Here is a 12588-nt window from a genome sequence, read left to right as displayed (position 1 = left end):
GTGCTCTTCCTCCCGAGTGCGCGAGCGATCACAGACCGGTCTTGAAGGACGTGTAGAGCCTCGTCATCGTTCGCCGGATGTCGCTGCCGATGCCGTCGGGCGCCGCCATCTTCTTCAGGTCGGCCTCGTTGAGGAAGACCGTCGGGTTGTTCGCGATCTCGGGTTTGACGAACTTCTTCGATTCCTTGTTGGGGTTGGCGTAGAAGACCTTGTTGGTCAGGCTGGCATCCACCTCGGGACGCAGGATGTAGTTGATGAACTTGTGCGCGTTGCCCGGGTGCGGGGCGTCCGACGGAATCACCATCACGTCGAAGAACAGGATGCCGCCGGTCTTGGGGATCAGGGCTTCGATCTTCTGGCCGGTCTTGCCGTCGATCGCACGCTGCTTGGCGATGTTGATGTCGCCCGACCACCCGAGCGCCAGGCAGATCGAGCCGTTCGCCATGTCGTTGATGTAGCCGGACGAGCTGAACAGCGTGACATAGGGGCGCACGCTCTTGAGCAGCGGGGCGACGCCGGCAAAGTCAGCCTGGTTCTTGCTGTAGGCCGGCTTGCCCAGGTAGTGCAGGGCGGCGGGGATGACCTCGGTCGCGGAGTCGAGCATGCTCACGCCGCAGCTCTTGAGCTTGGAGATGTACTCCGGCTTGAAGACGAGGTCCCAGGCGTTTTCGGGCATCGGCATGCCGCCGAGCGCTGCCTTGACCTTGTCGACGTTGATGCCGACGGTGGTATAGCCCCACAGCCAGTTCACCTGGTACTGGTTGCCCGGATCGAGCTTGCCGAGTTGCTCGAGCAGCGCCGGATCGAGGTTCTTGAAGTTGGGCAGCTGCGACTTGTCGAGCTTTTGCAGCAGGCCGCCGTCGGCCTGCAACTTGGCCCAGTAGGACGACGGCACGACCACGTCGTAGCCGGTCTTGCCGGCCACCAGCTTGGCATGGACGATCTCGTTGTTGTCGAAGTTGTCGTAGCGGACCTTGATGCCGGTTTCCTTCTCGAAGTTGGCGATCGTGTCTTCGGCGATGTAGTCGGACCAGTTGTAGACGTTGAGGACCTTCTCCTCCGCTTGTGCGTGGGCGGGGCCCGCCAGAAGGCTGCAGGCGAAAGCAACGCTGGCGAGAACGCCCAAGGCACCGACCGCACGGCGCGACGACAACAGCTTCATATGGAATCCTCCGGGTTGAGACCAAGACAAAAGGTAAGAACGCAACGCCCTAACGCACAGCTTCCCCGAGACGACGACCCCCAGGCAATTCGGTCAGACCCAGCCCCTGGACCTGACGTCAGCCCAGGTCAGGTCCAGGCATCGCCGGATCAGCAGCATCATCTCGTCGATCTGGTCGCGGGTCATCACCAGCGGTGGCGCGATGATCATTCTGTCGCCAACGGCGCGCATGATCAGGCCGTTGCCGAAGCAGTGCCCGCGGCAGACCATGCCGACCTCCAGTTCGGATGCAAATGGCGTGCCGCTCGCCCTGTCCTTGGCCAGCACGACCGCGCCCATCAACCCGCAGGTCTCGGCGTCGCCGACCAGCGGATGGGCCTTGAGCGCCTCGAAGTGCTGGGCCAGGTAGGGGCCGAGGTCGTCGCGCACCCTCTCGACCAGCCGGTCGCGCTGGATCAGCCGGATGTTGGCCAGCGCCACCGCGCAGGCCACCGGGTGACCGCTGTAGGTGTAGCCGTGGTTGAACTCGCCGCCCTGTTCGATCAGCACCTTCGCGATGCGCTCGCCGACCATCACGCCACCCAGCGGGATGTAGCCCGAGGTCACGCCCTTGGCGAAGGTCATCAGATCGGGGCGGGTGCCCATCGTCTCGCAGCCCCACCAGTGGCCGGTGCGCCCGAAGCCGCAGATCACCTCGTCGGACACCAGCAGGACGTCGTATTTGTCGCAGATCGCCTGGACGGCCGGCCAGTAGGTGGCCGGCGGGATGATCACGCCGCCGGCGCCCTGGACCGGCTCGCCGATGAAGGCGGCGACCCGCTCCGGGCCGACTTCGAGGATCTTCGTTTCCAGCCAGCCGGCCGCTTTCAGGCCGAAGTCGTCGCGGCTCATGCCGCGACCCAGCTCGTACCAGTAGGGCTGCTCGATGTGCGTGATGTCGGGAATCGGCAGCCCGCCCTGCGCATGCATGCCGCTCATGCCGCCGAGCGAGGCGCCCGCCATCGTCGAGCCGTGGTAGGCGTTGTTGCGGCTGATGATCACCTTGCGCTCGGGCCGGCCCAGCACGTCCCAGTAGCGGCGCACCATGCGCACCACGGTGTCGTTGCCCTCGGAGCCGGAGCCCGAGAAGAACACGTGCTTGAACTGCGGCGGCGTCACTTCGCTCAGCAGTTCCGCCAGCTCGATCGCCGGCTTTGTTGCGGTCTGGAAGAAGGCGTTGTAGAAGGGCAGCTGCTTGAGCTGGGCGGTGGTGGCGTCGATCAGCTCCTGCCGGCCGTAGCCGACGTTGACGCACCACAGTCCGCTCATCGCGTCGAGGATCTTGTGGCCCTCGCTGTCCCAGAGGTAGATGTTCTCGGCCCGCTCGATGATGCGCGAGCCCTTCTTCGCCAGCGCGTCGAAGTCGGTGAAGGGGTGGAGGAAGTGCGCCGCATCGGCGGCCTGCCAGTCTTGCGTGGTTCGGCTCATGTCGTTCGCTTCGCTCGGTCAGACGTGCAGGAGGAGGTGCTCCCGCTCCCAGGGCGAGATCACCTTCATGAACTCGGCGTACTCGATCTCCTTGACCTCGGTGTAGACGGTGACGAAGGATTCGCCCAGCACCTCGGCCAGGTCCTTCTCGGCGCGCAGCAGCTCGAGCGCCTCGCCCAGGCTGCGCGGCAGCTGGAAGTCGCCCAGGTAGGCGTCGCCCTTGCATTCCGGCGAGGGCTCGATGCGGTGTTTGATGCCGAGGTAGCCGCAGGCCAGTGTGGCCGCGAGCGCGGCATAGGGGTTGGCGTCGGCGCCGATGACGCGGTTCTCGATGCGCCGGGCTGCGGGAGTGGCCACCGGCGAGCGAATGCCCACGGTGCGGTTGTCGGTGCCCCACTGGATGTTGATCGGCGCGGCGTTCGAGCGCACCAGGCGGCGGTAGCTGTTCACGTAGGGGGCGAACAGCGCCATGGCCGCCGGCACGTACTTCTGCAGGCCGCCGATGTACCAGTAGAACTCCTGGCTCGGCGTGCCGTCCTCGTTGCTGAAGATGTTGCGGCCGCTGGCCTTGCTGACCAGGCTCTGGTGGATGTGCATCGCGCTGCCCGGCTCGCCGGCGATCGGCTTGGCCATGAAGGTGGCGAACATGTTGTGGCGCATCGCCGCCTCGCGCAGCGTGCGTTTGAAGAAGAACACCTCGTCGGCCAGGCCCAGCGGGTGGGCGTGGAAGAAGTTGATCTCCATCTGCCCGGCGCCGACCTCGTGGATCAGCGTGTCGACGTTGAGCTCCATCTTCTCGCAGTAGTCGTACACGTCCTCGAACAGCGGGTCGAACTCGTTGACCGCGTCGATCGAGTAGGCCTGGCGCGAGGTCTCGGAACGGCCGCTGCGGCCGATCGGCGCCTTCAGCGGCACATCGGGATCGGTGTTGCGCGCCACCAGGTAGAACTCCAGCTCGGGTGCGACCACCGGGTCCCAGCCCTCGGCGTCGAACAGTTCGCACACGCGGCGCAGCACCGAGCGCGGCGCGAACGGCACCAGCTTGCCGTTGCGGTCGAAGCAGTCGTGGATGACCTGCGCCGTGGGGTCGGTGGCCCAGGGCACGATGCGCACGGTGCTCGGGTCGGGCCGCAGGTGCATGTCCTGGTCGGTCGGGCTGATGACGTCGTAGTACGGGCCCTCCTCGGGAAACTCGCCGGTCACGCCCATCGCCACCACCGCCTCGGGCAGCCGCATGCCGCGGTCCTCGGTGAATTTTTCGCGCGGCAGGATCTTGCCGCGCGCCACGCCGGTGAGGTCGGGCACGAGGCACTCGATCTCCGTCACGCGGCGCTCGTTGAGCCAATGTTCGAGGTCGCTGAAAGTGAAGTTGTCGCGGACCACCATATGTCACCTGTTCGTTCGCTGCGCGCTTTGGGAGGACGGGAAGCGGCGCGCCATCGCATCGAGCCCCGCCGGCAGGCCGGGGCCTGGCAGGGACCCTAGGGCACGCGAGGGCGCTCGCGGACGGTTTCGCGGTTGAGTTCGCGGAAGCTGCGGCAGGCGTCGCCGAAGGCGCGCAACAGCTTCATCGAGACGGGGTTGTCGCGTGCCTTCCACTCGGGATGCCACTGCACGCCGAGGTTGAAGCCGGGTGCCGACGGCAGGCTGAAGGCCTCGACGATGCCGTCGGGGGCCCGTGCTTCGACACGCAAGCCGGCCGCGAGCCGGTTGACGCCCTGGCCGTGCAGGCTGTTGACCTTGAAGTCCGCGCTGCCGAGCAGGGTCTCGAGCAGGCCGCCGGGCTGCACCGTCACGGCATGGGCGGGGCCGTACTGCGCATCCACCGGTTGGGCATCGTCGGAGCGGTGGTCCATCATGTGCGGGCGCTCCCGCACCGCCTGGTGCAGCGTGCCGCCGAGGGCCACGTTGGTCTCCTGGAAGCCGCGGCACACCGCGAACAGCGGGACCCCGCGCTCGAGCGCCCGGGGAATCAGGGGCAGGGTCCAGTCGTCGCGCACGGTATCGAGCGGCAGGCTCGGGTCGTGCACCACCTCGTCGAAATGGCGCGGGTGCACGTTGCTCGGCGAACCGGTGAGGAAAACGCCGTCGGCGAGATCCAGCAATTCGTCGATCTCATGGGGCTGCGCCGATGGCACCACCAATGGCAGGCAGCCTGCGAGGCGGACCGCATCGATGTATTTCTGGCCCGCGATGTGGAAGGGGTGCAGGCCGACGATGCGGTTGCAGGCCGGCACCAGCACGACCGGGCGCGCCGGGGAGCGGGGGGAGGCAGGGCGGTTCATGCAGCGGTTTGCGCCGGAGCGCAGGCGGTGCGCGCAGTGCGCCGTGGGTGCACGGAATGTGCAAGCAGCATGCCATGGCCGCGCACGGTGCGGGCGCAGATCGGGCGGATCGACAAATCGACGGGGGTCGGGCCGCGGCTCACAGCGCATCCCTGAGGCGGTAGTACGCCATGCCCAGCACGAGTGCCGGTGTGCGCAGCAGCCGGCCGCCCGGAAAGGTGCGGTGCTTCAGGCGCGCGAAGGTGTCGAAGCGCGAGGCATCGCCTGCCATCGCCTCCGCCACGAGCTTGCCTGCCAGACCGGTGAGTGCGAGGCCATGGCCCGAGAAGCCCTGCAGGTAGTAGACGTTCGATGCACCGGCTGCCATACCGCTTGCACCGCGAGCAGGCAGCCGCCCGAAATCGGGCGCCCGGTTCAGCGAGATGTCGACGAAGCCGCCCCAGGCGTAGTCGATCCGGGTGTCCGCGAGCTGCGCAAACGTGGCGGCCATGCGCTGCTGCATGCCTGCGGCCAGGTGCATCGGCGTGACGGTGCTGTAGCTGACACGGCCGCCGTAGAGCAACCGGGAGTCGGCGGTGGGACGGAAGTAGTCGAGCACGAAATTGGTGTCGCACACGGCCGAGCGCGAGGGGATCAGCGCATCGCACAGCGCAGGGTCCAGCGGTTCGGAGCAGACGATGTAGGTGCCGACCGGCATGATGCGCGCGCTCAGGCCGGGCGCGATCTGCGGCGCCAGTTCCTGCAGGTAGACATTGCCGGCCAGCAGCACCTGCTGCGCCCGCACGCTGCCGCGGGCGGTGCGCACGAGGCTGGACATGCCGGGTGTCGCGGCCTGCTCCAGCGCGGTGGCGGCCGAGTTTTCGTACACGCGCACGCCGAGCGAGCGCGCGGCACGGGCCAGACCGAGGCTGTACTTCAGCGGATGCAGGTGGCCGGAGCGCGCGTCGTGCAGGCCGCTGTGGAAGCGCGGGCTCGCGATCCACTGCGGGAGTTCGTCCGGCGCGATCCACCGCAGGGGGTAGCCGTAGACGTTCTCGATGCGCTCGTGCCAGGCCCGCAGTTCGTGCGCCTTGCGGGCATTGACCGCGAGGCCCAGGTAGCCGTCCTGCCAGTCGCAGTCGATCGCGAAGCGCCGGCAGCGCTCACGGATCAGGTCCAGCGCCTCGATCGACATGGCCCAGACGCGCCGCGCTTCGGTCAGCCCGAGCTGGGATTCGATTTCCGACTGGTCGCAGGCGAGGCCGTGGATCGCCTGGCCGCCATTGCGGCCGGAGGCGCCCCAGCCGATCTGCCGCGCCTCGAGCAGGGCGACGCTGAAGCCGCGGTCGGCCAGTTCGATCGCCGCCGACAGGCCAGCCAGCCCGCCCCCCACGATCACGACGTCGGCCGTGATGTCCTCCTGCAGCGCCGGCAAATCCGCCTCACGCGGCGCCGTGGCCACGTAGTACGAATCTCGCGTGAGATCCTGATCGGCGCGAAGGAGGCTCATAAGCTAGACGCTAGGCAGTGCTCTCGGTGAGTGTGAATGAAAGAGCCGGACGTGGCGACAACAAGAACGCTCAGGCGACCCGCTTCAGCGCATCGGCGAGCGTGCCGACGATCTGGTCGACCTGCTTCTTGCCGATGATCAGCGGCGGCGACAACGCCACGGTGTCGCCGGTGGTGCGGATCAGCACGCCGCGCTCCCAGCAGTCGAGGAAGATGTCGAAGGCGCGCTTGCCGGGCGAGCCCTCGATGGGCGCCAGCTCGATGCCGCCCACCAGCCCGATGTTGCGGATGTCGATCACATGCGGCAGGCCCTTCAGGCTGTGCAGCGCGTCGGCGAAGTAGGGCTCCATCTCGGCGGCGCGGGTCAGCAGGCCTTCGTCGGCATAGGTGTCGAGGGTGCCGAGCGCCGCCGCGCAGGCCAGCGGATGGCCCGAGTAGGTGTAGCCGTGGAAGAACTCGATCAGGTGCTCCGGGCCGTCCATGAACACATCGTGGATGTGCTGTTTCGCGAACACCGCGCCCATCGGCACGCAGCCGTTGGTCAGGCCCTTGGCGACCGTCATCAGGTCCGGCGTGACCTTGAAGCGCTGCGCCGCAAACGGCGCGCCGGTGCGGCCGAAACCCGTGATCACCTCGTCGAAGATCAGCAGGATGCCGTGCCTGTCGCAGATCGCGCGCAGGCGCTCCAGATAGCCCTGGGGCGGCAGCAGCACGCCGGTCGAGCCGGCGACCGGCTCGACGATCACCGCGGCGATGGTGCTGGCGTCGTGCAGCGCGACCAGTCGCTCCAGGTCGTCGGCCAGGTCCGCGCCGTGCAGCGGCTGGCCGACCGAGAACGCGTTGCGCGCCGGGTCATGGGTGTGGCGGATGTGGTCGACGCCGGTCAGCAGCGAACCGAACATCTTGCGGTTGGCGACCATGCCGCCGACCGAGATGCCGCCGAAGTTGACGCCGTGGTAGCCGCGTTCGCGCCCGATCAGCCGGGTGCGCGAACCTTCGCCGCGGGCGCGGTGGTAGGCGATCGCCATCTTCAGCGCGGTCTCGACCGACTCCGAGCCCGAGTTGGTGTAGAAGACCTTGTTCAGGCCCGCCGGCGTGAGCCCGACCAGGCGTTCCGCCAGCTCGAAGGCCTTCGGGTGAGCCATGTTGAAGGGCGGCGCGAAGTCCAGTTCCTGCGCCTGCGCGCAAATCGCTTCGACGATCTTCGGGCGGGCGTGGCCGGCGTTGACGCACCACAGCCCGGCGATACCGTCGAGCACTTCACGCCCTTCCGGTGTCCAGAAATGCATGCCCGAAGCCTTGGCCAGCAGCCGTGGCGCCTTCTTGAACTGCCGGTTGGCGGTGAAGGGCATCCAGTAGGCGTCGAGATCTGTGGTCATGAAACCGGTCCTTCCGAGCGCGGGCCGCGCGGCCCCAGCGCAATCATCATGGAGCTTCAGTCTAGTCTTCGGGGGGCGCAATGTGCTTGCGCAATCGCCCGGGGTGAACCCCTGTCGTTCGCATAAAATTCGAACATGCGGGCGAATTTCTGAACAAGATGGCAATCAAGACAGATCGCAAGCAATCCGATGCGCAGCTCGACGCCGTCGACCGGGCCATCCTGCGCGAACTGCAGACTGACGGCCGGGTCTCGAATCTGGAGCTGGCTCAACGCGTGCACCTGTCGCCGTCGGCCTGCCTGCGGCGGGTCAAGCAGCTCGAGGATTCGGGCGTGATCGCCAGCTACGTGGCGCTGGTCAACCCCCGGGCGGTCGCCCAGCCGGGCACCAGCTACACCATCGTCAACCTCGAACGGCTGACCACGGTGGCGATCGAGGCCTTCGAGCATGCCGTGCAGGAGGTGCCAAGCATCCTCGACTGCTTCTACGTCGCCGGCACGAACGACTATCTGATCCGCTTCACCTACAAGGACGCGGACGACCTGGAGCGCTTCCACACCCAGGTGCTGATGCGCCTGCCCGGCGTGCTGCGCTCGAACTCGATGCTGGTGCTGCGCACGGTCAAGAAGACGACCGCTCTGCAGGTCTGAACTGCTCCGTCGCGGAGCACCACGGGGAAGCCCGCAGCTTGTGCTGCCCCGGCGGCTTTGTCATGCTGCCTTTCAGCGGGCCGGTCCGAGCCCGAAAAGGGGACCCATGGAGTTGAACGACGCGCTGCTGGCCGACTGGCGCAGCCGAGCGCTGCAGCTGGAGTCGCTGGCGGCGCGCGCCGTGATCGGACAGCAACGCGCGCTGCGCCTGATCACGACTGCCGTGTTCGCCCGCGGTCACGTGCTGCTGCAGGGAGACGTGGGTGTCGGCAAGACGACGCTGCTGCGCAGCGTGGCGCACCTGATCGGCGGCGCCTTCGGACGCACCGAGGGCACGATCGACCTGATGCCGAACGATCTGGTCTATCACACGCACATCAGCAGCGAAGGGCGTCCGCAGGTCGACCCGGGGCCGCTGACGCAGCACGGCGAAGAACTGGCCATCTTCTTCTTCAACGAGATCAACCGCGCCCGCCCGCAGGTGCATGCGCTGCTGCTGCGGGTGATGGCCGAGCGCAGCCTGGTGGCCTTCAACCGGGAATACCGGTTCCCGCATTTGCTGGTGTTTGCCGACCGCAACCGTGTCGAGCGCGAGGAGACCTTCGAGATCTCGTCCGCGGCGCGCGACCGCTTCATGATGGAGATCACCATCGACGCGCCGGCCAGTGACGAGGACCGCCGCGCGCTGATGTTCGACCCGCGCTTCCACGACACCGATGCGCTGATCGGCGAGTTGCCGGCCGGCATGCTGCCCTACCGCGAACTGCCGGCAGTGGCGGCGGCTGTCCAGCGTGGCGTGCAGGCGTCGGAGGCGTTGCGCGACTACGCCTTGCACTTGTGGCGCGCCACCGCCGCGCCGGCCGACTACGGCGTGGTGCTGGAAGAAGCCGACACACGGGACCTGATGCTGGCCGGCGCCAGCCCGCGCGGCATGAGCCTGATGCTGCGTGCCGCGCGCACCGCGGCCTGGCTGGACGGGCGCAGTTACGCGACGCCGGAGGATCTGCGCGCCGTGTTCTTCGAGACGATCGCGCACCGCCTGTGCCTGCAGCCGGTGTACGAACTACGGCGCACCGAGATCATCGAAGCCCTCATGGAGGGCATCGTTTCGAAGGTGGCTGCGCCGTGAGTCTGAACGGGTGCGGTTTTCCGGCGGCATGCCTGGCGCCGGGCCGGGCAAGGTCGCCAGCGGGGGTGGGAGCAGGTTCATGAAGCTGCCCGAGGTGCGCGAATTCCACTACCGCGTGCGGCACGGCGTTGCCGGTCATGTGCCGGGTGCGCACCGCAGCCGTCGCGGCGAGGCCGGCCTGGAGTTCCGTGGGCATGTGCCGCTGACCCATGCGCCCGACACCCGCCGCATCGATGTGCACGCGAGCCTGCGCGACGCCTTCGGCCAGTGGCAGGTGCGCGTGTTCAGCGAGCGCAAGGCGGTGCCGGTGGTGGTGGTCGCCGATCTCTCGGCATCGATGGGATACCGCGGTGCTCACCGCAAGCTCGACGTGCTGGCCGACTTCACCGAGGCGGCCGCGCAGTCGGCGTGGCGCTCGGGTGACTCCTTCGGTTTCGTCGGCTGCGACGACGCGCTGCGGCACGACTGGCTGCTGCCGCCGACGCGCCGGCGCGGCCTCGGCGGCTTGCTGGCACAAGGTTTGCGCCGACTCGAGCCGCACGGCTCGGCACGCGGTCTGAGCCAGGCCGCACGCGTGTTGCCGCACCGCCGAGCGCTCGTCTTCCTGGTGTCCGACTTCCACCTGCCGACCGCCGAACTCGACGCCTTGCTGGGCGGGCTGGCCCACCATGAAGTGGTGCCGGTGCTGCTGTGGGATCGCCACGAGTTCGACCCGCCGCGCAACGGCATCACGCAACTGATCGACCCCGAAAGCGGCAGCCAGCGCCTGGTGTGGATGCGGCCGGCGCTGCGCGAGCGCTGGCAGGCGGCCCAGGCCGAGCGGCGCGCGGCGCTGCAGGCCCTGTTTCACCGGCACCGGCTGGACCCGCTCGTGCTGGACGATGGCTACCGGGCCGATGCGGTGAGCGCGCATTTCGTGCAGGGCTAGCAATGGAACTCCTGCGCGCTCGAAGTAGCGATCGATCTTCTGGACGCGCGCTGCGGTTTTTGGCGCTCGCAACGAACGCGTCGTGCAGGGGGCTGCGGGTGTGCGCATGCTTGGGCGTGCTGATGTGGAGCGGCATCGGTACGGCCGGCGCCGAGGAGGATCCCGCGCCGATCGTCGCGCAAGTCAGCGACCCGCGGGCTTTCGGTCATCTGGTGGGCGACATGCTCACGAGAACGATCGTGCTCGACGTGCCGGATCGGCTGAGGCTGGACGAGGCTTCGCTGCCGAGCACCGGGCGGATCGGCCAGTCCTTCGAACTGCGGCGCGTGGAGCGAAGCTGGCTGCCCACGCTGACGGGCCGGCGCTACACGCTGGTGCTCGACTACCAGGTGTTCCGCGCACCGCGCGAGCCGAGCGTGCTCGATCTGCCATCGTTCACCTTGCATTTCGCTGGCACGCCGCGCGCCGAGGAACTGCGCATTGACTTTGCCCCGGTCGGCATGACACCGCTCGCGCCGGTCGAAGCGCCCTTGCGTGCCGGGTTGGGCAACCTGCGCCCGGATGCGCCGCCACCGCGGGTGGACACTCGTCCCGAGCGACTGCGCCTGGGCCTGTATGCGCTGCTGGCGCTGTTGCCGCTGGGCCACCTGGCGATGGTCTATCTCGGCTGGCCGTGGTGGCAGCGCCGGCACCGACCGTTCGCGCGCGCGCGCCGCCGGATGCAGGAACTGCCGGTCACGGGACCGACCGGCGAGTGGCTGGAGGCCTGGCGCGCGCTGCACGTGGCCCTGGATGCCACGGCGAACCGCGTGCTGCATGCCGGCGCCGTCGACCGCTTCGTCGCCGAACGGCCGGCCTACGCGGCGTTGCGCGGTGACCTGGCGCTGTTCTTCGAACGTTCGGAGCGGTTCTTCTTCGGGGGGCAGATACCGATCGAGGCCGACCGGCTCTGGTTGCGTGAGTTCTGCCAGCGCTGCTTCGATGCCGAGCGGGGAGCGGGCTGATGACCATCGGCTGGCTCGCGTGGGCGCACCCGGCCTGGCTGCTGCTGTTGCCGCTGGCCTTGCTGCCCTTGCTGCGCGACGGTCGCGCGGCGCAGACGCACTCGTGGCTCGCGCTGCTGCCGCCGGACCGCGCCTCGGTGCTGCTGCAGTGGCTGCTGCGCGCGGTCGGTGCGCTCGCCGTTGCCAGCATCGTGCTCGGCATGGCCGGCCTGTATCGGGCCGAGTACGAGATCGAGCGTGTCGGCCAGGGTGCCGAAATCGCGCTGCTGCTCGACCGCAGCCGCAGCATGGACGAGCGCTTCGCCAGCAGTTCGACCTCGGCCGGCGGCCCGACGCCGGGCTCGGCCGCCTGGTACGCATACAACCAGCAGGACAGCGGCGTGTGGGTCACCAAGGGACAAGCGGCGCGCAAGCTGCTGGGTGAGTTCGCGGCCCAACGACAGGAGGATCGCTTCGCGATGGCGGTGTTCAGCACCGTCCCGATGCGGGTGCTCGACTTCACCCAGAAAACCGACGTGGTGCAGGCAGCCATCGCGGCCAGCGAGATCGGCCGGGGTCTGGGCGAAACCGACATCGCGGCGGCGCTGCTGGAAGGCCTGAGCTTTTTCGACAACCGCCCCTACACCGGTTCGCGCATCGTGTTGCTGGTGTCCGATGGCGGCGACCACATTGACCCGGGCGTGCGCCAGACCATCGTCGATCGGCTGCGGGAACAACGGGTGTCGCTCTACTGGATCTATATCCGTTCAGCGCGAAGCCCGGGCCTGAGCGCGAATGCCGGCGATGCGCCGGGTGCGGCAGACACCGTGCCGGAAGTCTTCCTGCATCGCTTTTTCCAGTCGACGGGCGCGCCTTACCGGGCCTACGAGGCGGAGAACCCGGAGGCGCTGAAGCGCGCGATCGCCGATGTCGGGCGGCTCGAGAACCTGCCCATCACCTACCGCGACCTGGTGCCGCGCCGCGACCTGACGGCCCATGCCTATGCGCTGGCGCTGCTGGCGATCCTGCTGCTGCTGGCCAGCCGCTGGACGGAGGGCAGGGCATGGCGCTGATGACGCCGCGTTCGCGTCTGCGACTCTCTTGGGGCGCCCTGGCC

The 12588-nt window shown here is 68.2% G+C and carries 11 protein-coding genes; 5 read left to right on the top strand and 6 right to left on the bottom strand.

Annotated features, from left to right (window positions below; translation table 11 throughout):
• Positions 1–28: 28 nt before the first annotated feature.
• The 6 genes from ACQY9S_RS06365 to ACQY9S_RS06340 form a co-directional block, all read right to left on the bottom strand.
• Positions 29–1162 (bottom strand): polyamine ABC transporter substrate-binding protein, encoded by a 1134-nt coding sequence (locus tag ACQY9S_RS06365; RefSeq protein WP_428424009.1) that lies wholly within the window; start codon positions 1160–1162, stop codon positions 29–31.
• 93 nt (positions 1163–1255) lie between these two features.
• A complete protein-coding gene (locus ACQY9S_RS06360; RefSeq protein ID WP_428424007.1) occupies positions 1256–2629 on the bottom strand; it encodes an aspartate aminotransferase family protein in 1374 nt (457 codons plus the stop codon).
• Between the two features lie 18 nt (positions 2630–2647).
• Positions 2648–4015 (bottom strand): glutamine synthetase family protein, encoded by a 1368-nt coding sequence (locus ACQY9S_RS06355; protein ID WP_428424005.1) that lies wholly within the window; start codon positions 4013–4015, stop codon positions 2648–2650.
• Between the two features lie 95 nt (positions 4016–4110).
• On the bottom strand, positions 4111–4914 hold the full coding sequence (locus tag ACQY9S_RS06350; RefSeq protein ID WP_428424003.1) for a gamma-glutamyl-gamma-aminobutyrate hydrolase family protein: 804 nt from the start codon (positions 4912–4914) through the stop codon (positions 4111–4113).
• A 139-nt stretch (positions 4915–5053) separates the two neighbouring features.
• On the bottom strand, positions 5054–6403 hold the full coding sequence (locus ACQY9S_RS06345; protein WP_428424001.1) for an NAD(P)/FAD-dependent oxidoreductase: 1350 nt from the start codon (positions 6401–6403) through the stop codon (positions 5054–5056).
• 70 nt (positions 6404–6473) lie between these two features.
• On the bottom strand, positions 6474–7781 hold the full coding sequence (locus tag ACQY9S_RS06340) for an aspartate aminotransferase family protein (protein ID WP_428423999.1): 1308 nt from the start codon (positions 7779–7781) through the stop codon (positions 6474–6476).
• Between the two features lie 158 nt (positions 7782–7939).
• On the opposite strand from ACQY9S_RS06340, the gene ACQY9S_RS06335 reads away from it, so the two are divergent.
• From ACQY9S_RS06335 to ACQY9S_RS06315, 5 genes are all read left to right on the top strand, one after another.
• Positions 7940–8431, top strand: coding sequence for an Lrp/AsnC family transcriptional regulator (locus tag ACQY9S_RS06335; RefSeq protein ID WP_428423998.1), 492 nt, complete (start codon positions 7940–7942; stop codon positions 8429–8431).
• Positions 8432–8537: 106 nt separating this feature from the next.
• The gene (locus tag ACQY9S_RS06330) at positions 8538–9560 is read left to right on the top strand and encodes an AAA family ATPase (protein ID WP_428423996.1); all 1023 of its coding nucleotides are present in this window, start codon (positions 8538–8540) and stop codon (positions 9558–9560) included.
• Between the two features lie 79 nt (positions 9561–9639).
• On the top strand, positions 9640–10488 hold the full coding sequence (locus ACQY9S_RS06325; protein ID WP_428423994.1) for a DUF58 domain-containing protein: 849 nt from the start codon (positions 9640–9642) through the stop codon (positions 10486–10488).
• Positions 10489–10586: 98 nt separating this feature from the next.
• A complete protein-coding gene (locus ACQY9S_RS06320) occupies positions 10587–11492 on the top strand; it encodes a hypothetical protein (protein WP_428423993.1) in 906 nt (301 codons plus the stop codon).
• Positions 11492–12544, top strand: coding sequence for a vWA domain-containing protein (locus tag ACQY9S_RS06315; RefSeq protein WP_428423991.1), 1053 nt, complete (start codon positions 11492–11494; stop codon positions 12542–12544). The genes ACQY9S_RS06320 and ACQY9S_RS06315 overlap by 1 nt, the downstream gene beginning before the upstream one ends.
• The last annotated feature ends 44 nt before the right edge of the window (positions 12545–12588 follow it).

This window comes from Methylibium sp., assembly GCF_965279545.1.
In the GTDB taxonomy this organism is placed as follows: Bacteria; Pseudomonadota; Gammaproteobacteria; order Burkholderiales; family Burkholderiaceae_C; genus Methylibium.
The sequence above is the reverse complement of the archived record's forward strand: the minus strand, read 5'-3'. Positions and strand labels throughout refer to the sequence as shown.

Bases quoted from the DNA above. Each gene is read 5' to 3' on its own strand.
- ACQY9S_RS06350 (WP_428424003.1), bottom strand. From the start codon at position 4,914: ATGAACCGCCCTGCCTCCCCCCGCTCCCCGGCGCGCCCGGTCGTGCTG.
- ACQY9S_RS06365 (WP_428424009.1), bottom strand. From the start codon at position 1,162: ATGAAGCTGTTGTCGTCGCGCCGTGCGGTCGGTGCCTTGGGCGTTCTC.
- ACQY9S_RS06325 (WP_428423994.1), top strand. From the start codon at position 9,640: ATGAAGCTGCCCGAGGTGCGCGAATTCCACTACCGCGTGCGGCACGGC.
- ACQY9S_RS06315 (WP_428423991.1), top strand. From the start codon at position 11,492: ATGACCATCGGCTGGCTCGCGTGGGCGCACCCGGCCTGGCTGCTGCTG.
- ACQY9S_RS06345 (WP_428424001.1), bottom strand. From the start codon at position 6,403: ATGAGCCTCCTTCGCGCCGATCAGGATCTCACGCGAGATTCGTACTAC.
- ACQY9S_RS06355 (WP_428424005.1), bottom strand. From the start codon at position 4,015: ATGGTGGTCCGCGACAACTTCACTTTCAGCGACCTCGAACATTGGCTC.
- ACQY9S_RS06360 (WP_428424007.1), bottom strand. From the start codon at position 2,629: ATGAGCCGAACCACGCAAGACTGGCAGGCCGCCGATGCGGCGCACTTC.
- ACQY9S_RS06330 (WP_428423996.1), top strand. From the start codon at position 8,538: ATGGAGTTGAACGACGCGCTGCTGGCCGACTGGCGCAGCCGAGCGCTG.
- ACQY9S_RS06340 (WP_428423999.1), bottom strand. From the start codon at position 7,781: ATGACCACAGATCTCGACGCCTACTGGATGCCCTTCACCGCCAACCGG.
- ACQY9S_RS06335 (WP_428423998.1), top strand. From the start codon at position 7,940: ATGGCAATCAAGACAGATCGCAAGCAATCCGATGCGCAGCTCGACGCC.